We start from the raw sequence: 21,906 nt of genomic DNA on the forward strand, positions 1-21,906 counted from the left end.
TCGTCATGTTTGAGAACATTACCGCCGCTCCTGCCGACCCGATTCTGGGCCTGGCCGATCTGTTTCGTGCCGATGAACGTCCCGGCAAAATTAACCTCGGGATTGGTGTCTATAAAGATGAGACGGGCAAAACCCCAGTATTGACCAGCGTTAAAAAGGCTGAACAGTATCTGCTCGAAAATGAAACCACCAAAAACTACCTCGGCATTGACGGTATTCCTGAATTTGGTCGTTGTACTCAGGAACTGCTGTTTGGTAAAGGTAGCGCCTTAATCAATGACAAACGCGCACGTACAGCCCAGACCCCAGGTGGTACCGGTGCATTACGTGTAGCTGCCGATTTCCTGGCAAAAAATACCAGCGTTAAGCGTGTGTGGGTGAGCAACCCAAGCTGGCCAAACCATAAGAGCGTATTTAACTCTGCGGGTCTGGAAGTTCGTGAATACGCTTATTACGATGCGGAAAATCACACTCTGGACTTCGACGCTTTAGTTAACAGTCTGAACGAAGCTCAGGCTGGTGACGTTGTCCTGTTCCACGGCTGCTGCCATAACCCTACCGGCATCGATCCTACACTGGAGCAATGGCAAACACTGGCACAGCTTTCTGTTGAGAAAGGCTGGCTGCCGCTATTTGACTTTGCTTACCAGGGTTTCGCCCGTGGTCTGGAAGAGGATGCTGAAGGTCTGCGCGCTTTCGCGGCTCTGCATAAAGAGCTGATCGTCGCCAGTTCCTACTCTAAGAACTTTGGCCTGTACAACGAGCGTGTTGGCGCTTGTACTCTGGTTGCCGCAGACAGTGAAACTGTCGATCGTGCATTCAGCCAGATGAAAGCAGTAATTCGCGCAAACTATTCTAACCCACCGGCTCACGGGGCTTCGGTTGTTGCCACGATCCTGAGCAACGAGGCTTTGCGTGCGATCTGGGAACAAGAGCTGACCGATATGCGCCAGCGTATTCAGCGTATGCGTCAGTTATTTGTTAATACACTGCAGGAGAAAGGCGCAAACCGCGACTTTAGCTTTATCATCAAACAGAATGGTATGTTCTCTTTCAGTGGCCTGACAAAAGAACAGGTACTGCGTCTGCGTGAAGAGTTTGGCGTGTACGCAGTTGCTTCTGGTCGAGTGAACGTGGCCGGAATGACGCCTGATAACATGGCGCCGCTGTGCGAAGCGATTGTGGCTGTGCTGTAAGCGTTAAAACCAATGAAGCCCGCGGAAAGCGGGCTGAGACTGATGACAAACGCAACATTGCCTGATGCGCTACGCTTATCAGGCCTACGCGTCCCCTGCAATATTTTGAATTTGCACGATTTTTGTAAGCTGGATAAGGTGCTCGCGCCGCATTCGGCATAAACAAAGCGCACTTTGCCAGAAATCCAGGCCCGCATTAAAAGCGGGCTTTTTTATGCGCCTTTACCAGACGGGCATTTCGTCTTGCAGGAAGGGATTATGCAGGCGCTCATAACCAAGAGTGGATAATGGTCCGTGACCCGGAATAAATGTCACGTCATCCCCCAATGGCAGCAATTTATCTTTGATTGAAGAAATCAGTTGTTTGTGATCGCCTCGTGGGAAGTCACTGCGCCCTACTCCGCCTTTGAAAAGGACGTCGCCAGAAATCAACAGTTTTGCCTGATTATCAAAGAAAACCACATGGCCTGGCGTATGCCCTGGGCAATGTAACACCTGTAAAGTCACATTCCCTATGCTGATAGTGTCGCCTTCATTCAGCCAGCGATCTGGCGTTAATGGCTGACACTCTTCCAGGCCAAACATGCGACTCTGCGCAGGCAAGTCTTGCAGCCAGAACTCATCTTCTTTTTCCGGGCCAAGCACTGGCACGCCGTAGTGTTGTGCCAGTTCCGCCGCTGCGCCAACGTGGTCCAGATGACCATGCGTCAGCAGGATCTGCATTAGCGTCAGGCCACTGGCGTCAACTTCCTGTTTGATTTTTTCCGCATCGCCGCCCGGATCAACCAGTGCGGCCAGGCGAGTTTGCTCACACCAGATCAATGAACAGTTCTGGGAAAATGCGGTGACCGGAATAATACGATAGTTCATACTGCCCCTGTTTCGTTAAGCGATTGTTACCAGTGCCGCGCTGGCCCGGTATCAATATGCACAAAGTTACTGCGTGGGTAATATCCTACACCACCTGCGCGCATAGATAACGCTGCTTTGCGTATATTGCTTAACGCAATACCTTCAATATGGAAGTCCATCGCCTGCCCTTTAGTGTGATAGCTTTTCTTTGCTACTCCACGGCTGTGGGCGCGTAATTCGTTATTGGTGTCAATCGAACGGTAGCCAGATATGAGCTGTACTGGCTTGCGAGTGCCTAACAACCCTTGCAGGCGATATAACTGGTCGAATAATCCTGGGTCGATGGACCTTATTTTGTTCGCGCGGAAATCGCGGAAAAAATGGTTTAGTTTTGCCAATTCTTCCTGAATATAGCCTCTGCCATCGAAAAACTCCGCCTTAATTGACTCTCCGGTATGGAGATTGTTAAGTGTCAAAATGCGCGGACGTGGGGTAGAGAGTGTCGCAAATGAAGGCGTCGGCAGGATGGCGGCACCAAGTGCAACGCCACCAAGCGCCAGTAGTTTGCGGCGATTAGCGTCGAATTTGTCCATGATAATCAAGTCTACAGGTCAATGTTATCGTTTATATGCACTTCTGGCGCACAAGAGGCACCTTAACCGCCCATAAAGCTGACGTCAAGATGACTCACCCCCAGCAGCGACGGGGGCTACAGAGAATAGCCCCCGAACATGCCAATTATTACGACAACAGATTTTCCCGAACTACTTCATTTATCTGATTAATTGTTCCGCTTTTGAGACAATTTGCGAGCTGGATCGTGCAGGCAGATCATAATTGTAAATATCTGTACGATATTGGGTACGACCATCTGCACCAACAAAGGCGGTCAGATAGTAAAGATTAACCGGTATCGATTGACGAATATTAACGTAACGGGTATCACCCCGCTTCAGAGCATCGGAGATACGCTTGTCATTCCAGCCAGCATCCTGCAGCAGCATATTTGCCAGATCCGACGCCTTATTCACCCGCACACAGCCAGAACTCAACGCGCGTGTTTCACGTTTGAAAAGATTGTGATTCGGCGTGTCATGCAAATAGATAGCGTCTGAACTCGGCATATTAAATTTATACCGTCCTAGCGAATTTCGCGGACCAGGAGCTTGCTGGAAGCGGAACGGCAAATTCGATGCGGTGATCGTCGACCAGTCAATCTGCCACGGGTCAAGCGCATCTTTGCTGTTCCAGCCGCGCATCACCGTATAGCCATGACTTTCCAGATAACCAGGATCGTTACGCACCTTTGGCAGAATATCTTTGCGTGCCAGCGTCGGTGGTACGTTCCACGGCGGGTTTACCACCACATTGTTTAAGGCACTGCTCATCATCGGCGTTTTGCGATCGGGACGACCGACAATGACCCGTGAATCCAGCACTTGATTGCCGTTCTGATAATAGACCAGCGAATAGGCCGGAATGTTAACCATAATGCCAGTAGAAAGCTCGGATGGTAGCAAGCGCAATCGCTGGATATTGAGCGCCAGCACGCCCGCTCGCTGTGCAGGCGTGACGTTTAACCAGTCTCGCGTTGCCGGGCCAATAGAGCCATCTGCCCCTAAGCCTTGCCATGCCTGAAAACGTTTCACGGCTTCCACCAGCTCATTATCATAAGCAGCTCGGACGGCTGGCGCAGATTTACTGCGAGCTGTAGTTTGCTTATCCATCGGCTTAGTTTCGGCTGTTTCGATTGCAGCGGCAGACGGACTAACTACCGCGCCTGTCGATGTTTCATCGCCCGGCAGTGCTATTTTCGGCCCACCTTCGAGCATACCTGTACGCTGCAAAATCTCGCGCAGCGCCGGGACATCGTTACTCCATTGACCAGGGCGTAGCGTTGCTTTACCGGTCAGTTGCGGCCACGGTTTGGAATCACTCAATAAGGTCAGCAAAGATTCATGCATTGCTGAATATTGCGGATGCTGTGGTGCCAACCCTGAGACAAACGTGGTCAATTGACCGTTATCCAGCGCCACCTGCCAATGGTTAATGACCGAGAGCGGCGGTGTTGAGAGCGCATAAGGTTTACTGCTGTACAGCCAGCGGGTACCTTTGACCGGAATGTTTGCGACGAAATGGAGATACCCCATCATTGCATCCGATAGCACCACATCGCGCGCCATACCGTTAACGCCAGGGTCAGTCAGTAACTCCACCCATTTGTTAAACTGCGGTTGAAAACCGGCAATCGCCACTTCCGCCAACTGCTGCTGGAAAGCTTTAACTGCATCACGATTTTCCCACATCGGCTGCATATCGCGTGCTGCATACAAGAGTTGAAGCTGGTTAAGATAAACCGGCTTATAACCTGCAGGTAATTGTGATTCAATTTGCGTGCGGGCCTTTTCTGCCGCACCTTCAGGTAGCGGTTGGATCCCCGCCATTATTGCCGTGGCTTGCGCCTGCGGCAGTACATCTCCCTGTTCACTTACAGCCACCGGGCTGTCACCAGGGATAACCTCAGGCTCATCAGCCTGCACACTGAACAGTGGAGCGAATGTTACGGCCAGGCACAAACTGATTGCCGAAAGCCGACGACCACACATCATGTTAAGCAACATCCCTTGCCCCCTGTTTTTATCATACTCTGAATAGCCAGGCTGTTTTATCTTAACTGCCTTTACAACGCCAATACTCATGAAAGTATGACGAGCAAGCCTGTTACTTATCAAGCTTACCTTCAGTATATAAACGTCGGTACGTTTTTACACAACCTAATGTAAAGAAGTTTAAAGAAAAGCGCGCCATAATGCGGTATTTTTTTAGTGCAGAAACGGAGTTTTTCGAAAAAAAAGGCGGCATCGCTGCCGCCTTGAACTTAACTTGCCTGAGAAGGCGCTTCATCTGTTCCTGGAAGCGTTTCAGGGAGTTGCGGCGCAAATCCTCGCAGGCCGACTACGTGAACGTGTTCGGTATTCTGGAAGACTTTACGCACCAGTTTATAGGTGGTGCCTTTCTCCGGGCTGATATTTTCAGGTGCCGCGATGATGAGCTGCATTTGCAAACGCTCACACAATTCAAACAGCGTGGCGATGGAACGGGCATCCAGTCGCGCAGCTTCATCGAGGAATAGCAGACGGCAAGGAGAGATATCTTTACCGCGCAGGCGGCGAGATTCATCTTCCCAGCTCTGTACTACCATCACCAGAATCGACATACCCGTACCGATAGCCTCACCGGTCGACAGTGCGCCAGACTCCGCGCGCAGCCAGCCATCGGAACCACGGTTAACCTCAACTTCCATCTCCAGGTAGTTACGGTAATCCAGAAGTTCTTCACCAATGGTCTGCGGCGTGCGCTGGCCCATATCAATTTGTGGGTTAAGTCGCTGATACAGTTTTGCCAGAGCTTCCGAGAAGGTCAGACGGTTGCTCTTGAACAGATCCTGATGTTGCTCATGCTGTTCTGAAAGCACGTCAAGCAGCATGGCGTGGGTTTCACGCACGTTCACGTTCAGACGCACACTGTTCACCTGACCGAACGATACGCTCTGCAAGCCCTGGTTGAGCATGCGGATACGGTTCTGTTCGCGCTGAATGGTTTTGCGAATGATGTTCGCCACACTGCGGGAGCTGATCGCCAGTTTCTGTTCGCGAGAAGTTAACTCTTCGGTCAGACGGCTAAGTTCGATTTCCATCTGCTCGATAGCTTCCACCGGATCATCGGTACGAATAATATCCTGGCGAATACGTTCGCGCAGATGCTGATAAACCGCCACGAAGAACTGGATTTTGCGCTCAGGTCGTTTTGGATCTTCCGACATGCGCAGCACGTCGCGCAGATGTTCGTTATCCGCCACCGCCAGACGCAGCGCACCTAAGGCCTTATCCGACATGGAACGTAAATCATCGGCAGAGAGATAAGCCAACTCACGACGGTGTAAGCGGCGTTCAACGCCATTATCTTTCACCATGCGCATGACTGCACACCAGCCCGCTTTGGCGGTCACTACCTGCTCGCGCATCTCGAAGTAATCACGCTCCAGCTTGCGCAGTTTGCGGGTCAGGTTGTCCATCTCCGCTTCGCAGAAGGTCAGCGCTTTTTCCAGTTGATTGCGGCGTGAACGGTTATTGCTCAGTTGCGCATGCAATTCGTCACGACGAATACGCGCCCGCTCTTCTGCCCCGCTATCGGCGCGCACGCCGATATCCTGCAGTTCACGTTGCAGATCGTTGAGCAGCTCTTTTTTGGTGTCGTAAGAACTTTTCAGCGAAGCCAGTACCTGGTTGTACTGACTCAACTGCGCAGCGTGTCCGCGCAACGCTTCACGAGCGCGGGTACGCTCCGCTTCCGCCTGCTCCAGACGTTCGCGCAGTTTTTCGTTGAGATCGCTGTTCCCACTAAGCATTTCTGCCGAGTCAGAGTAGCTAAAGTGCGCACGACGCTGCACCACTTCAGTCAGGGCAAATGCCTGTTGACGGGCATCGCGCTGCATCTGCTGAGAATACGCGTAATCTTCTTTTAACTGTTCGAACTGTTCCGGGTCGCTCTGCAACACAGAAACGATCGGCTCCAGTTTCGCCAGTTGGTTGCCAAACTGCTGAACAAAACGCGCAGCTTCCTGAGCTTCATCAAGACGTTCGCGAATTTCATCGACACGATCCGCCAGTGAGTCATCCGCTAACAGGTTGAGACGCGGCAGGATACGGTTCAGTGCCGCAACGCCCTCTTTCGCCTGCTCAAACTGAATTCGCTGCTGCTGGTTATCATTTTCATGATTACTCAACGCCCGCTCCAGTTCGACACGACGGCTGTTCAGTTGGCGAATTTCGGCTTCCGGATCAGACTCAAACGCCACTGCCAGATGGCTGCCAATAAAGCGGCTGAATGCCTGATGCAGTCGCTGGGTTTTCTGAACATCAAAGGAGAGCGTAGCAAAGCGTTCAGAGAGCAATTCGCGCTCGGCGTGCAGGCTTTCGATCCGGCTTTCACGCGCCGCGCGACCAAACAGCGGCACTTCCGGGAAACGTGAATAACGCCACTGACGCTCGGCGGTTTTCACCACCACCGCTTTTTCCAGCTCATCGACGTTGAACACGCTATCATCGAACGACTGCGGATCTCCCTCGATCAAGTAGAGATCTTCCGGGCAATCGGTTAAGCCTTCCAGCTGTTCGGCCACCTGTGACAGATCCGGCACCACAATGGCGTGGCGAGACGGGCCATACAACGCCGAGAAGTACGGCGCATCGTCCAGGCTAACGTCGTCATAAATTTCTGACAGCAGCACGCCGCCAAAGCGTTCCGCCAGCGCATTCAGACGCTGGTCTTCGGAGCCGCCTGGCTGGCTTAAACGTTCGATCTCTTCATCGACAGCGTTTTTGCGCGCGCCCACTTCATCACGTTCAACAATCGCTTCGCGCTCACGCTCCAGCAGTTGTTGCAGATATTCGGTGACGTCCTGGCTGCAGGTGAACTCTTCACCGCACTGCTCGCTCAACTGATTGAGGCTGTTTTGCGCTGCCAGCCAAACCGGCGCACGCTGCATCAGGCTCTGAATACGGGATTGCAGCTGTTCCTGTTCCTGACGCAGTGCCATACGCTCTTCACGGGCGTTGGAAACGCTGTCAGAAAGAGAGGCAATACGCGCTTCCAGTTCCTGATGCAGGGCTTCCAGTTCGTCGATATCAAAATTCTTGCCCTGACGTTTGCAGAAATCTGCCAGCAGACGCTCAGCTTCTTGCTGCTCGCGCAGACGCTGTTCCAGTTCGCTTAAACGCATCCGCAGTGGCTGAACCTGCTCTGCCAGGTGACGCTGATCGACCCCTTCGCGCAGCAGTTCGCGGGCGACATCCCACGCCTCGTTACGCGCCAGCGGACCGTTGATTGCAACCACCAGCTGATAAGCCTGCTCAAACTGGCTGTGCGCGGTTTGCGCCATGCTCATTTTCTGCTCAAGAGAGAGCATTTTTTCAGTCGCTTCCAGCTCTTTCGCCTGGAAGGTTTCCAGCCATTCGGCGGCGCTGTCGGCGGTTAAGTCTGGCAGATGGCACAGTTCTTTGGCACGATTAAGCGCAGCAATCGCCTGGTTGTACTGGATCGCGCGCGTTGCTGGACGTCCAGCGCCTGCTGGTAGTCGGCAAGCTGGCTTTTCAGCTCGTCCACTTCCAGTTCGGCGGCTTCTGCGCGCGCTTCGTTCTCTTCCTGGCGTTCGATGGCTTCTGCCACCACTTCGTTTTGCTCTTCCAGACGGATCTGCAGCTCATCGAGATCCGCTTCGTAGCGTTCGATCTTCTCCTGCTGACGCAGTGCGGTTTGCACCAGGTTCAGGTGATCGCTGGCCGCCTGATAATCCGCTTCCAGATCGCCCTCGGCACCGTTGTGCTCTGCCAGTTCACGCGCCATATCGACGTGTTTGTACTGCTCAGCCGCCAGTTGCTGACGCGAAGTGTGTAGCTCGCGACGAAACTCCAGCGCCTTATCGAGATGAACACGGCGCTCGTTGGCGTGACGCATGTAGTCCGCTGCCACGTAGTTGGTGGCTTCGCTGATCAGATGCTTAAACAGGTCACGGTCAGACTGGGTGACGCGAATCGCTTCCAGCGTCATGCGGTTTTCGCGCAGCGCCGCTTCCATGTCCTGGAACGCTTTACGCACGCCGCTGTTTTCCGGCAGCAGGTAGTCGCGCAGAGAACGGGTAATGGCGCTGGAGATCCCGCCATACAGCGAGGCTTCGATCAGACGATAGAATTTACTACGATCAGACGCTGAGCGCAGACGACGCGCGATGATGCCCAGATCGAACATCAGCGAGTGGTAATCGGTAATGGAGTTGAACTGTTTAAACTGCACGCCTTCCATCGCCTCGAGCTTGTCTTTCAGCTCGTTAAGCGGCAGCACGCGCGCCTGACGTTCGTTCAGGGATTCGGTCACCAGCTGTGTCGGCTGCACCGACATCGGCAGTCCCTGAATGGCAAACGGCTTGATATCCACTTTACGATCGCGTCCGGCAACCTGTTGCAGACGCACACCGACCACCACGCGCTGGTGGCGCGAGTTAATGGTGTCGAGCATCGAATAACAGACACCCGCTTTCAGCTTACCGTGCAGACCTTTATCGCGCGAACCACTGGTAGCCCCGGCTTCCGTGGTGTTACGGAAATGCAGCAGGGTCAGGTCGGGAATGAGCGCCGTAACAAACGCCGCCATGGTAGTAGATTTACCCGCCCCGTTACCGCCGGAAAGCGTCGTAACCAGCTCATCCAGGTCAAAAGTTCGGGCAAAAAAGCCGTTCCAGTTAATCAGCGTCAGTGAGCGAAATTTACCGCGTTCAATCATTATTCTTCCTCTCCGCTATCTGGCTGACTCTCTTCAGTTTCGTCATTGAGTTGCAGGTGATTTTCAATCGGCATTGCTTCACCATCGCGAATCAGTCGACGTTGTGCTTCACGCGGATCGTCGCCCGCACGCACATCGGCACCAAAGCGGAACACCGATTCGGTAATGCGGAACTTGCTGCTGTCGTGGCCCATAAACCACACCATGCCTAAGCGACGCAGACGGTTGAGCGAAGAGCGTACTTTTTCCTGCAACTTCTGGCGGTCAACGTCTGAACCGGTAGAACGATTGTTCACCAGTTTCAGCAATTTTGCTTCATCGGCCAGGGTGAGCAGTTCGTCATACAGTTCCTGCTGGGTAAAGATCCCCTCGTTGGCCAGCCGTTCCGGGCTGAGATAGAGATAACAGAGGATTTTACCGACCATCATGTCCAGTTCAGACAATACGGAACGTGGGATGATGGTGGTGGAACGTGGACGTAAATAGAAGAAACCTTCCGGCGCGCGGATTAACTCCACGTTATAACGCGCGTAAAATTCTTCCAGATATTCCTGAAAATCCATCAGGAAAGCATGATTATCCAGTTCGTCGAGGCCAATATGGCGGCCTGAACGTAAGGCGCTATCCAGCGCCGGAAATAACGGATTCGCCAGCGCCTGCGCCAGCTTAACCGGCATCACTTGTTCAATATTTGTCGATGACATGCGCCTGTACCTTGGCTCCGTAATCATTAATCGGCTGCCATTTCGCTGGCAGTCCGGTGAAGTCTGCTTGCGCTACGCCGAGGCGTACCGCCTGATCAATTACAATACGCGCGACGTCAAAGTGACGCGCACGCGGATACTGCGCCAGATATTCGCGTACCACCAGACCAAGATCCAGCGGTACTTGTCTGGTTTTATAGACGGCGAGCTGCTCTTCGATAATCGCGGCGAGTTGTTCGCGGATCTCGTTAAACTCTTCGTACTCTAAATCTGGCGGAAGTTCCCCGGTCACTTCTTCATCGCGCAGTGCCATCTCTTCGTCACGCATATCCAGCAGACGATCGGCATTGGCGTAAGTCAGCGCCCACGGCTCATCAAAATAGGTTTGTACCGACTGGCGTAAACGCTGGGCAAAGACGCGGTTTTTATCCATATCGATAGCGGTACGAATAAATTTGTGTACGTGGCGATCGTAGCCAATCCACAAGTCGATGGATTGCTGGCCCCAACTGATAATACGGTCGAGTTTGCTCTGCAGATCGAACACCAGACGATCGACAAAATGCAGGTCGTCATGGGTCATCGTCGCATCCTGAATGCGCAACAGATTGGCCTGGAGTTTGTCGCCTGCCGCTTCCAGCGTATCCTGCAATTCACGCAGCGTTCCGGAAGTTTCCGAAAGCAACAATTCACAGCTGGAGATCGCCGCCCGCCAGTCTTTATTCAGCAACTGAGCGATATCGTCCTTCACCTGCTGCTGCTGTTCGTCCATCAGACGTTGCGTCAGGTCGATGCTGTCGAAAATTTCCGCTACCGAATATTTCAGCGGCGCATAGACGTTGCGGTGCCAGTGAAATTCATCACCGCCCTCTTCGGCGGCATCGGCTGCACGTTTTAACTCACCCGCCACAATCGACAACTGCATAGAAAGGCGCAACGTAGAAAACTCGCGCTGACGGATGTAGTAGTCAGTAATGCCGATGCCGAGCGGCGTCAGGCGATAAATAGCATTCCCTTCCGCCTGCTCGCTGGTAAAGCGGTTCAGCAGACGTTGACGTACCATATCGTTGATCGCGTTGTTGGCGCGCACGCCGATGGTTTCGCTGGTTTGCTCAAACGCATCACTCACATGGCGGAACGCATCCACCAACTCGCCTTCACTCATCTCACCATCAAGACGCTCGCCATTCAGCGTGGCAACCGCCAGCAGAAAAGAGAGTCGGTCTACCGGCAGCGAGATGGAGAAGTCATTTTTTCTGGCCCAGGCAACCAGTTCGGGGACTGTCTGGGATAATTCACTCATACTTTATCCTTGCTCTGCGGTTTGTGCGCGGTGACATGAATATAACGCCCCAGGTTAATATACGGTTCCTGACGGCAATAACGCGTTTCTAATTCAAGTAATGCTTCATAGCTGTCGCGCTGTTGGTGCTTTTCACGCAGATAATCATGAAACACGCGAACGCCTGTCTTACCCATAATTTGCCAACCAGCTTCTTCCAGCCACAGATAAACCTGCGCCGGGTCGCGTGGATAATCTGGCGAAAGCGTCCGTTTTTTCTTTTTCGGCATTCCCGCCTGCACGTAATCAAAATTCCCGGCGACCATGTTATGCATCAGCAAGCCGTGCGCATTGTAGAACATTAATGACAACACGCCGCCTGGACGCAACACTGACCACAGGGTCTGCAATACGCTGCGGGGATCGGCCACCCACTCCAGCACCGCATGGAACAATATCAGATCAACGGGCGTTTCCAAATGTGAAGCAACATCCTGAGCGGCGCAATGTATAAATTGCATGTTGTCGCTCACACCTTTTGCTTCTGCCGCCTGTTTTGCGCGGTCGATCATCTGCGCAGAGAGATCGCATAAAATGACCTGATGCCCGCGCTCGGCCATTTTGATTGCGGTCTGCCCTTCTCCACCGCCAGCATCCAGTACACGCAGTTTTTGCGGGCCCATTTCCGCCAGCACGCGATCGAGATCCTGCCACAGAATAGCCTGTCGAAGCTGCCCTTTGGTGGTGCCGTAAATGTTACGGGAAAACTTTTCCGCAATATCATCAAAATTGCGATCCTGCATTGCTTTCTCCACCGGTTGGCTAAGACGTTTTCTGATAAAGACGCTATTTTGTCACAGCCACGGCGAGAATGAACCCGTCTGGTGTAATATCGCTGGCGATCCCTTGCTATATGGTCAAAAAAGGAACCAGAAAGGATGCTTTTTACACTGAAAAAAGTGATTGGCGGCATGCTGCTGCCACTTCCGCTGATGTTGTTGATTATTGGTGCTGGCCTGGCGCTGCTGTGGTTTAGCCGTTTTCAAAAAACCGGGAAGATTTTTATTAGCATTGGGTGGCTGGCGCTCTTGTTATTGAGTTTGCAACCGGTAGCCGACCGCCTGCTGCGTCCCATCGAAAGCACCTATCCGACATGGAATAATTCGCAAAAAGTGGACTATATCGTGGTGCTCGGAGGTGGTTATACCTGGAACCCGCAGTGGGCACCGAGCTCTAATTTAATCAATAACAGTTTGCCGCGCCTGAATGAAGGTATTCGCTTATGGCGCGAAAATCCGGGATCAAAGCTGATCTTCACGGGAGGCGTAGCAAAAACCAATACGGTGAGTACAGCGGAAGTAGGTGCCAGAGTGGCGCAATCGCTGGGTGTCCCACGCGAGCAAATTATCACACTGGATTTACCAAAAGATACCGAAGAAGAAGCTGCCGCAGTGAAACAGGCGATTGGCGACGCCCCTTTCCTGCTGGTGACATCTGCGTCTCATTTGCCGCGCGCGATGATCTTTTTTCAGCAGGAAGGGCTAAATCCGCTGCCAGCCCCGGCTAACCAGTTGGCAATCGACTCGCCGCTTAATCCGTGGGAACGGGCAATCCCGTCTCCGGTCTGGTTGATGCATAGCGACCGCGTTGGCTATGAAACGCTTGGCCGCATCTGGCAGTGGCTAAAAGGTGCGTCAGGCGAGCCAGGGCAGAAGTGATTTAGTCGCCAGATCAAAGTTGCTACGGTTAAACCGCCCGGTATTGACCAGTTGTGCAACTTCATCCCATAACACATACAGCCAACGCCGCCAGATGAAAGACTCCGCCACTGGCGCGCGTTGCAGGTAACTCCAGAGCAAATCTTCCGCCAGGGTGTTATCCATCAACCGGAATAATTCATACTCACGCGGCGCCCAGAGCATTAACCCCGGTCCGACCATCGCCAGGAGCTGATCGCTACGGGAATCTTTCAGCATGCTACGCAAACAGAAATTGCCGTGAATCAGCACACAATTATCGTTAAAACCTTCAAACAACACCGGCAGACATTCACGAGTGCGAAACAGGATCCGCTTATCCTGCATGGTTAAACCTGTGTTATTAAACTGATTGAGCGTCGCCCACAGCATTTCAACGTGCTGACGATACCAGGAAGGCCAGAAATTTTCCTGAGTATTGTCAACCGCGCCAACACATCCGCGGCTGTCCTGACGGTGCCAGGCCAGCAACGCTTCAACAATTTGATCTTTCAGATGTTCCCAGCGCTCTGGCGTTCTTGCGGGAGCTTCCACAGAAACACCGCGCATCCGCTCCAGCAACAAGACATCGGGACCGGGATGTTCTTCATGCGTCATCACGCCATAGATAGTCGGCATGCGAACAGTCCCGCTCCGAGCCAGCATGGTGGTTTTCCATGCCAGCTGTCTGGCCTGCCCCGGGGTAGAAAAACTTCGCGCCATGAGCGGCATCGGGTTTCCCTGGCTGTCATACAACGCCCACAGAGTTGTGTCTGCTTTTTCATTCACACACTCTATACGACTCAATCTTTCGCCCAGTAAATGGCTTAGTTCGGCACGCAGCTGTTCCATTCAGATTACCCTCATAAAAGCTACTGCTTTCATAATGAGCGCCAATGTAAAAGATGTCACCTGAATGAGATCAATTGTTGAAGGGAAAAAATGAAGAGAATCGTAACGCTACGACACTCCTCCCAAAATTGAGATGGAGTGTCGTGGGGAAAAATTAAGCCATTTCAGCGCGAACACGCTCAAGATCTTCGGGAGTATCTACACCGGTGCCAGGAACCTCCTGGGCGACAGCAACATGGATTTTTTCTCCATACCACAGCACACGAAGCTGCTCTAGCATTTCGATATGTTCTAACGGGCTTGGCTGCCAGTTAACATAGCGGCGGATAAAACCTGCACGATAGCCATAAATGCCGAGATGGCGCAGGAAGTTATCTCCTACGGTTTCCAGACCTTTCGCAAAACGGTCACGATCCCACGGAATAGTGGCGCGCGAGAAGTAGAGCGCATAACCTTCGGCGTCGAGAACAACTTTAACCGCATTCGGATTAAAGGCTTCTTCCGCACTGTGGATAGGCACAGCCAGGGTCGCCATTCCAACCTGACGCTGGGCAAGGTTATCGGCAACCTGACGAATGATTGTCGCGGGGATCATCGGTTCATCACCCTGCACATTCACAATCACCGTGTCGTCGCTGAACGCGCATTTTTCGACAACTTCCGCCAGGCGTTCTGTACCTGACTGGTGATCTGCACGCGTCATGCATACTTCACCGCCAGCAGCTTCAACAGCGCGGGCGACATCCTCATGATCGGTTGCGACGATGATGCGCTCGGCACCTGATTCGCGCGCGCGTTCGAGTACATGAACAATCATAGGTTTGCCGTTAATATCGACCAGCGGCTTACCTGGCAGACGCGTGGAAGCGTAGCGCGCGGGAATAATGACCACAAAACTCATGATTTACTCTCATCAGCAGTCAGCACGCGGGCTTCCGTTTCCAGCAGCACTGGAATGCCATCGCGCAGCGGAAAAGCCAGGTTGTCCAGTTTGCAAATAAGCTCTTGTTTTTCCTGGTTATACCAAAGTTTGCCATTGCAAACCGGGCAGGCAATGATTTCAAGCAGACGATGATCCATAGTTCCTCCAGATGGATCGGGTTATGAATGCATAAATCTTATCATAATCATTTATGCGTCGGGGTCTATTTCCCAGCCGGTGCGGCAATCGGTAAAGAAACCGTGCGGGCAGCGCCCTATTGTTACTCGTGTTGCCTGCTGCCAGTGAGCAAAATCAGTAATCGCCTGACGCAGCCCTTTTTGAAGGGTCACTGTTGGTTTTACCCCATCCTGTAACCAGAGAGAGAGCACTTCAAAGATGCCAGTCTGGCGATGCATCTTAGAATCCATTCGCCCAACTAATTGCCCACGATGCAATAACGGTAGAACGAAATAACCATACTGGCGTTTGGGTGCTGGCGTGTAGCACTCCAGCCGGTAGCTAAAATCAAAAAGTTGCTCTGCCCGTTTACGATCCCAGACAACAGGATCAAAAGGCGAAAGTATCGCGCTGTGCGTTGCAGTGAGCTTTCCGGCTAGCGCACGTTCGAGTAGCGGCAGCAAATCAGCATGCAGCCAAAGATTACCCAATTTTTCAACATGCACAGCAATGATTTGCTGCTGTTCAGCCCTCGCTTCGCGCCACGCCGCCAGCGCCGGACGTTTCAGCCGGTAGTAATCCGCCAGCCACTGTTCGCGAAATATTCCCAGGCTGCGCGCACTGTTATCCAGCATGATGATTTCTGCTTCTGTTTGCGAAACGAGATCGCGCTCATCATCCCAGTCAGGCATGACACGGTGGGTTAAATCATAAACGCGCTGGAAGTTGCGCCGTTCAATCACCATCACCTTTCCGGCGGTAAAGAGCCCTTCCAGATGCCGTTTATGCGGCTTCCACTCCCACCAACCGCTCGCCCCTTTACGAGGATGCTCAAAATCGGCTGAACGTACCGGCCCCTTATCATGAATATGCTGAATTAACTGTGCAATTTCCGCCGCATGTTCCTGCATCCAGGCATCTTTGTATTTCCAGCCCATTTTTTCAGGTGCCAGCATGCGGTGGCGAATAAGACGAAAATCGCTACGCGGCATAAAGCAGGCTTCATGCGCCCAGTATTCCATTAATTCGCCACACGCCAGAGACTCATCCAGCCACTGCGCAGGATAATTTCCCAGACGACTGAAAAGCACCAGATATGGACTACGGGCAACGATATTAATGGTGTCAATTTGCAGCAAGGACATGCGAGAAATGGTAGCCAGAATATCTTCCGGCGACGCGCGACGACGGGGCTTGTTTAACAGGCCTTGCGCGGCAAGGTGAAGATTACGCGCATCAGCAAGGGAGAGGTGCGGCAGCGACATTCATGACTCCATCAATCGAACGCTGCCGCGGCGTAACTAGTTGCCAGAAGCCAGCGAAGTTAGTTGCGCAAGCAGTTTTGCTGGTTCATCACCTGAAAGCTGTGCGTCAACGGGCAAATACCACCAATTTTCTTCTGCAAAAGCCAGGCATTTCACCGCATCTTTTTCAGTCATTACCAGCGTTTGCCCGGCGCTTACCAACGCGCTAACATCCGCATGATTCAAAGACTGATGATCGGCCAGCGGTACACATTTTTCCGGTTGTACGCCGCACATCTTCAGCGTGGCAAAAAAGCGCGGCGGATGCCCAATCCCCGCCATCGCCACCACATGTTCAAGCTGAGCAACGTCACAACGCGTACCGGTACGTAAATTCACCGCCTGACCCGGCAGCAGATGCATGGGGATTTCACCGCTGCGGGGGACACCGCCGTTGACGATTACCGCATCAACCGATTTTAAGCGCCCCGCGCGCTCGCGCATTGGCCCCGCAGGCAACCACCAGCCATTGCCAAAGCGACGCACGCCATCGATGACGACGATTTCCACATCACGCGCCAGACGATAATGCTGTAAACCGTCATCAGTCACGATAATTTGCACATCGGGATATTGCGCCAGAATGGCTTTTACCGCATCTGAACGGACAGGAGAAACTGCAACAGGTGCACCCGTACGCTGATAAATCAGCACCGGTTCATCGCCCGCCTGTGCGGTGGTGGTACCTGCCGACAATAACAGCGGATACGACTCAGCTTTACCGCCATAGCCCCGGGACACTACGCCAACACGAATACCGCGTTTTTGTAGTTGTTCCACCAGCCAGACAACCACCGGAGTTTTTCCGTTGCCGCCTGCGGTGAGATTACCAACCACGACAACCGGTACGGGGGCACGCCAGGCGCGCTTCAGTTTTAGTTTATAGCAAAGACGGATAACGCCACTCACCAGACCATACAGCCAGGAGAGTGGCAGCAGTAGCCGCCACAAAGGCGACTCGCCAGACCAGATTTTTTCGATCATTGGCCAAACTGCATTTTATGAAGTTGTGCGTAGACTCCACGGTGCTCAAGCAAATCGTTATGCGTACCGCGTTCCACAATGATCCCGTCCTCGACGACCACAATTTCGTCTGCCTTTTCAATGGTAGACAAGCGGTGGGCAATCACCAGAGAGGTACGGTTTTTCTGCAACTCGTCCAGCGCCGCCTGAATCGCGCGTTCGGATTCGGTGTCCAGCGCCGAGGTGGCTTCATCCAGAATCAGAATTGGGCTATCACGCAGCAAGGCACGGGCAATGGCAATACGCTGGCGCTGACCGCCAGAGAGCAACACGCCGTTTTCACCAATCACCGTATCAAGACCGTTATCCATCTTATTGATAAAGTCCATGGCGTAGGCCATACGTGCCGCTTCTTCAATCTGCTCACGGCTGTACTGTTCAGTACGGGCGTAAGCAATGTTGTTGGCAACCGTGTCATTAAACAGATGGACATTCTGCGACACCAGAGCAACCTGGTTACGTAAAGACGCCAGGGTATACTCGCGCAGATCGTGACCATCCATCAGGATCTCGCCTTCATCGATATCATAAAAACGGGTGATCAGGCTGGCGATGGTCGATTTACCCGACCCCGAACGCCCTACCAAAGCCACTGTTTTCCCTGCCGGGATCTTCAGGTTGATATTACGCAGCGCAGGGACTTCACGCCCTGGATAGGTAAAAGTGACATTGCGGAATTCAACGTCACCAGTAGCACGCTCAATCTCGCGTTTACCTTCGTCTTTCTCCTGTTCACTATCCAGAATGGTAAACAGCGTCTGACATGCTGCCATCCCGCGTTGGAACTGGGCGTTAACGTTGGTCAGCGATTTCAACGGACGCATCAGTGCAATCATCGAAGAGAAGACGACAGTAATCGTACCGGCTGTCAGGCTATCCATCACGCTTGGGAAGCTCGCAGCGTAGAGAACAAATGCCAGTGCCAGAGAGGCGATCAGCTGAATGATCGGGTCAGAGATGGATGAGGCAGAAACCATCTTCATGCCCTGCAAACGCATCTTGTTGCTGACCTTATCAAAACGCTTTGTTTCTACTTCCTGGCCGCCAAAAATCAATACTTCTTTGTGGCCTTTCAGCATCTGTTCAGCACTGGTGGTCACCTGCCCCATGGTGTTCTGCATGTTTTTACTGATGCTGCGAAAACGCTTCGACACGATACGAATCGCAATCGAGACAATCGGCGCCAGCACAATCAAAATGATCGACAGCTGCCAGCTGTAATAGAACATCATGGCGAACAGACCGATAATGGAAGCACCTTCACGCACCACCGTAATCAGCGCGCCGGATGACGACGAAGCAACCTGTTCAGAATCGTAAGTAATACGTGAAAGCAGTGTCCCGGTTGACTGTTTGTCAAAAAATGACACTGGCATTCCCATCATGTGGCCGAACAGACGTCGACGCATGGTCATGACCACTTTTCCTGATACCCAGGAGATACAGTAGCTGGAGATATAACTGGTGATACCACGTAAAATCATCAGGCCGATAACCACCAGCGGCATCCACATCAGCACGGAGCGATCTGTTTTACCAAAGCCATCATCGAGAAGCGGCTTAAGGAGCGATAACATGAAGGTATCGCTGGCTGCGTTGAGAATTAACGCTATGCCCGCCACGATCAGACCCGCTTTAAAAGGCGCAATGGTTGGCCACAGTCGGCGGAATGTCTGCCACGTAGAGAGATCTTTGTCGTTATGCATTCAAAAAACCAGCATTTGTTGAAATAGCCGCATATTCTACCCGTTATCCACTGGCACGCCAAACCACTGATGATACCAACGAGGTAAAATTTGCTCCCTTAAGCTGCTCACCCGCCAACCTTGCGCTGAAAAATAGACCGTTATTTGCCCCTGATGTTGGGTATCAACCCATTGATATCCTTGTAGTTTATAGCGAAGTTTAACTTTACTGGAGGGCAGTCGCCATGCGTTATAGCGCGATGCCGATGCCAGTGCCATTTTTCCATTTACCCGCTGAATTAATGGCACCGATGACGAGGTATTACTGCCGTGATGGGGTACCTGAATCAAAGTTGCCTGAACCTGTTGCCAGTAATGACTTAGCATTTTTTGTTCAGCGGGGGCTTCAATATCGCCAGTCAAAAGAATGCTATGTGTTCCATCATCAACCTTAATCACACAGGAATGGTTATTTCCCTTTTCGTTACTCCCTTGCAAAGGCCAGTGCACACTAAACTGCAATCCTTGCCACTGCCACGCTTCGCCACGCACGCAGGGCTGATGATGCACCCAGTTTAAGGGGCTTCTTACCCATAACGTCGGCCAGGCATGTAATATCGAGTCCAGCCCACCCCGATGATCAAGATGTTCATGACTAAGAATAACGCCTACCGGTTCAAGGTCATGCCAGCGGAGCCAGGGAATAATCAGTTGTTGCCCACTGTCCCCCTCCGGCCAGGCGAGCCCTGTATCATAGAGAACCGCTTTACCGTTTCGAGCGATCACCATTGCCAGCCCTTGCCCGACATCAAGCATATAAACCTGCCACTCATCAGACCGTGGTTTTTGCCACAGTGGCCAACACATTATAATTCCTCCAGCCATACACACCGCAGGCAACGTTTGCCATGCGTTTAGTCGCCATATCACCAGTAATAACCAGGGCGAAAATGATAGCCATTGCCAACGTTCAGCAATGCTTATCCACCCTTCAGGCAAACTCTTTAACCCCCAAAAAAGTAAAGCTAAGGACCGATCGGCAAGAAACCATATACCTTGTTCCAGGATTAATGGCCCGCTTAAATGCACAACCATCGCGGCGAGGATCAACGGAACCGAAATAAATGTCACTAAGGGAATAGCGAACAAATTTGCCATAAATGAAGTCAGACTAATGCCATGAAATATGACTATTTGCACCGGCATTAGCAGGAGTGTGATACCAAGTTGCAGATGGATAAGTGAAACAATAGATTGCAATACAGGCGGCAATGGCCAGACTGGGCAGGGAAACCACTGATACCAAAATATCAGCGCTGCCACCGCTGCGGCAGAGAGCCACAAACTTTGCGAGAGGATAGCGACAGGATCCATCAGCAGAATTGCTGCCAGGCAGCATATCCACACATCCCAACCACTCCATTGCCGGCCGCTCAATTTGAGCGCTCCCCAGGTCGCAAGCGCCACCACGGTACGCAATGCAGGCGGCTGCATACCGGTAAGCCAGGCATAAAAAGCAGCGCAGCAAACTCCACCGATTAATGGCATCTGCCAGTAAATCCAACGCCCGGGGAGGAAAATTTGCCCGCCACGAATTAGCCCCGCAGCCAGTAATGCTGCAAAAGCGATGTGTAAACCCGATATCGCCATTAAATGTGCCGTACCGGTATCGCGCATTATATTTTTAATTTCTTTAGATACCGATAACCGTTCACCCATTCCTAAGCCGAGCATCACCGTCTGCCATGAATACGGCTGCAGCGTCGTTTGCAGGGATGCCAGATATTGCGCACGTAGGCTACAACCTGGTTCAATGACGCTTGCTTGCAGAAAACGTCCGGTAAGTGGCTGATGCTGGGCAATGGCATAACGCTGGCTGTCAAAGCCGCCATCATTAAGTTGACCGTGAACAGCACGCACTTTCAGTTTCATCGACCATCGTTGCCCAGCGCATACCGATTGTGGCAAATATTCGCCATATAGCGCGATGCCTGGCGCGGGAAATAACCGCCGCCCTTGTAGATGAGTAATTTGCCCGTAATGCGTGGTCATGCCGTCAGTGGCGGTAATCTCGACGACTGCATCCTGCGTCGCGCCAGTTAAGTTTTCTCCTGCCCACAGAATTTGCTTCGCCGCCAACACGCCCCAAAGAAAAAACAGCAATGTCAGCGTGAAATAACGGACGACTTTAACAGGAATAAATGCCAGTACGCAGACGAATACAGTCAGACTCGCGAGAGTTAATGTCCCAGGCAACTGCGGCAAAATCAGCAGCGGAAAAATCCCGCAAATTATGCACAGGCTAACTGTCGTTATTTTCATGCACTCCTCCCTGTTTTTGGAAAGTGTGCAACTTTGTTGAGTGGTTGTCTGGCGGGAGTTTTGCGTTGCCCGAGGCACGTTCAGAAGAATTTAGCAGGATCATGAAAACTGTACACAACTCTGCGAGATAGCTTCCAGAAGCATATTGCAGAAATGAAAAAAGCACCCGACAGGTGCTTTTTCCGCGTTCAAGTTTTACTAAAACTTAACCGTAAATATTGGCGCGATCGCGCAGTTCTTTACCTGGTTTAAAGTGAGGAACGTATTTTCCTTCCAGCTCTACTTTATCGCCAGTCTTCGGATTACGTCCGGTACGCGGTGCGCGGTAGTGCAAAGAGAAACTGCCGAAACCGCGGATTTCAATACGCTCGCCCTGCGCAAGAGTCGAGGCCATATGCTCCAGCATCTCTTTTACTGCATCTTCAACCGTCTTGGCGGGAATGTGCGATTGCTGGGTGGCAAGTCTTTCTATCAATTCTGACTTGGTCATGATTCCTCCGGTTCCTTAAAGGC

16 protein-coding genes and 1 pseudogene are annotated in these 21,906 nt (G+C 52.3%); 2 read left to right on the forward strand and 15 right to left on the reverse strand.

Features of this window, described 5'->3' with window-relative positions; translation table 11 throughout:
• The first annotated feature begins 5 nt into the window (after positions 1-5).
• A complete protein-coding gene (aspC, locus tag AACU94_RS11545) occupies positions 6-1,196 on the forward strand; it encodes an aspartate transaminase (protein ID WP_130205351.1) in 1,191 nt (396 codons plus the stop codon).
• A gap of 222 nt (positions 1,197-1,418) precedes the next feature.
• On the opposite strand, the gene gloC is transcribed toward aspC, so the two are convergent.
• The 7 genes and pseudogenes from gloC to cmoM form a co-directional block, all read right to left on the reverse strand.
• Positions 1,419-2,066 (reverse strand): hydroxyacylglutathione hydrolase GloC, encoded by a 648-nt coding sequence (gene gloC / locus AACU94_RS11550; protein WP_135489465.1) that lies wholly within the window; start codon positions 2,064-2,066, stop codon positions 1,419-1,421.
• A 26-nt stretch (positions 2,067-2,092) separates the two neighbouring features.
• Positions 2,093-2,641 (reverse strand): YcbK family protein, encoded by a 549-nt coding sequence (locus AACU94_RS11555; RefSeq protein WP_130205347.1) that lies wholly within the window; start codon positions 2,639-2,641, stop codon positions 2,093-2,095.
• A 180-nt stretch (positions 2,642-2,821) separates the two neighbouring features.
• Positions 2,822-4,669, reverse strand: a complete 1,848-nt coding sequence (gene ldtD / locus AACU94_RS11560) for a L,D-transpeptidase (RefSeq protein ID WP_135489466.1) — start codon at positions 4,667-4,669, stop codon at positions 2,822-2,824.
• Between the two features lie 257 nt (positions 4,670-4,926).
• Positions 4,927-9,386, reverse strand: a pseudogene (gene mukB, locus AACU94_RS11565) (chromosome partition protein MukB).
• Positions 9,386-10,090, reverse strand: coding sequence for a chromosome partition protein MukE (gene mukE / locus AACU94_RS11570; RefSeq protein WP_001602111.1), 705 nt, complete (start codon positions 10,088-10,090; stop codon positions 9,386-9,388). Before mukE ends, mukB begins: the two are co-directional and overlap by 1 nt.
• Positions 10,071-11,393 carry a chromosome partition protein MukF gene (gene mukF, locus AACU94_RS11575; RefSeq protein WP_130205341.1) on the reverse strand — a complete coding sequence of 441 codons (1,323 nt, stop codon included), beginning with the start codon at positions 11,391-11,393 and terminating at the stop codon, positions 10,071-10,073. Before mukF ends, mukE begins: the two co-directional genes overlap by 20 nt.
• Positions 11,390-12,175, reverse strand: coding sequence for a tRNA uridine 5-oxyacetic acid(34) methyltransferase CmoM (gene cmoM / locus AACU94_RS11580; protein ID WP_135486372.1), 786 nt, complete (start codon positions 12,173-12,175; stop codon positions 11,390-11,392). The genes mukF and cmoM overlap by 4 nt, the downstream gene beginning before the upstream one ends.
• Before the next feature lie 135 nt (positions 12,176-12,310).
• Between cmoM and elyC the strand changes: the two genes are divergently transcribed.
• Positions 12,311-13,090, forward strand: a complete 780-nt coding sequence (gene elyC, locus AACU94_RS11585; RefSeq protein ID WP_135489467.1) for an envelope biogenesis factor ElyC — start codon at positions 12,311-12,313, stop codon at positions 13,088-13,090.
• On the opposite strand, the gene AACU94_RS11590 is transcribed toward elyC, so the two are convergent.
• The 8 genes from AACU94_RS11590 to ihfB form a co-directional block, all read right to left on the reverse strand.
• Positions 13,067-13,960 carry a YcbJ family phosphotransferase gene (locus AACU94_RS11590; protein WP_130205335.1) on the reverse strand — a complete coding sequence of 298 codons (894 nt, stop codon included), beginning with the start codon at positions 13,958-13,960 and terminating at the stop codon, positions 13,067-13,069. The genes elyC and AACU94_RS11590 overlap by 24 nt on opposite strands.
• A 154-nt stretch (positions 13,961-14,114) precedes the next feature.
• Positions 14,115-14,861 carry a 3-deoxy-manno-octulosonate cytidylyltransferase gene (kdsB, locus tag AACU94_RS11595; protein WP_064528339.1) on the reverse strand — a complete coding sequence of 249 codons (747 nt, stop codon included), beginning with the start codon at positions 14,859-14,861 and terminating at the stop codon, positions 14,115-14,117.
• On the reverse strand, positions 14,858-15,040 hold the full coding sequence (ycaR, locus tag AACU94_RS11600) for a protein YcaR (RefSeq protein ID WP_000350058.1): 183 nt from the start codon (positions 15,038-15,040) through the stop codon (positions 14,858-14,860). The genes kdsB and ycaR overlap by 4 nt, the downstream gene beginning before the upstream one ends.
• Positions 15,041-15,091: 51 nt before the next feature.
• Positions 15,092-16,324, reverse strand: a complete 1,233-nt coding sequence (ycaQ, locus tag AACU94_RS11605) for a crosslink repair DNA glycosylase YcaQ (protein ID WP_135489468.1) — start codon at positions 16,322-16,324, stop codon at positions 15,092-15,094.
• A 36-nt stretch (positions 16,325-16,360) separates the two neighbouring features.
• On the reverse strand, positions 16,361-17,347 hold the full coding sequence (gene lpxK, locus AACU94_RS11610; RefSeq protein ID WP_130215751.1) for a tetraacyldisaccharide 4'-kinase: 987 nt from the start codon (positions 17,345-17,347) through the stop codon (positions 16,361-16,363).
• A complete protein-coding gene (gene msbA / locus AACU94_RS11615; RefSeq protein ID WP_130205329.1) occupies positions 17,344-19,092 on the reverse strand; it encodes a lipid A ABC transporter ATP-binding protein/permease MsbA in 1,749 nt (582 codons plus the stop codon). The genes lpxK and msbA overlap by 4 nt, the downstream gene beginning before the upstream one ends.
• A 36-nt stretch (positions 19,093-19,128) precedes the next feature.
• Positions 19,129-21,393 carry a ComEC family protein gene (locus tag AACU94_RS11620; protein ID WP_135489469.1) on the reverse strand — a complete coding sequence of 755 codons (2,265 nt, stop codon included), beginning with the start codon at positions 21,391-21,393 and terminating at the stop codon, positions 19,129-19,131.
• A 205-nt stretch (positions 21,394-21,598) separates the two neighbouring features.
• Entirely contained in the window at positions 21,599-21,883 is a 285-nt protein-coding gene (gene ihfB, locus AACU94_RS11625; RefSeq protein WP_000167336.1) for an integration host factor subunit beta, read from the reverse strand.
• Positions 21,884-21,906: the final 23 nt, after the last annotated feature.

The organism is Escherichia sp. E4702 (genome assembly GCF_963883545.1).
GTDB lineage: Bacteria > Pseudomonadota > Gammaproteobacteria > Enterobacterales > Enterobacteriaceae > Escherichia.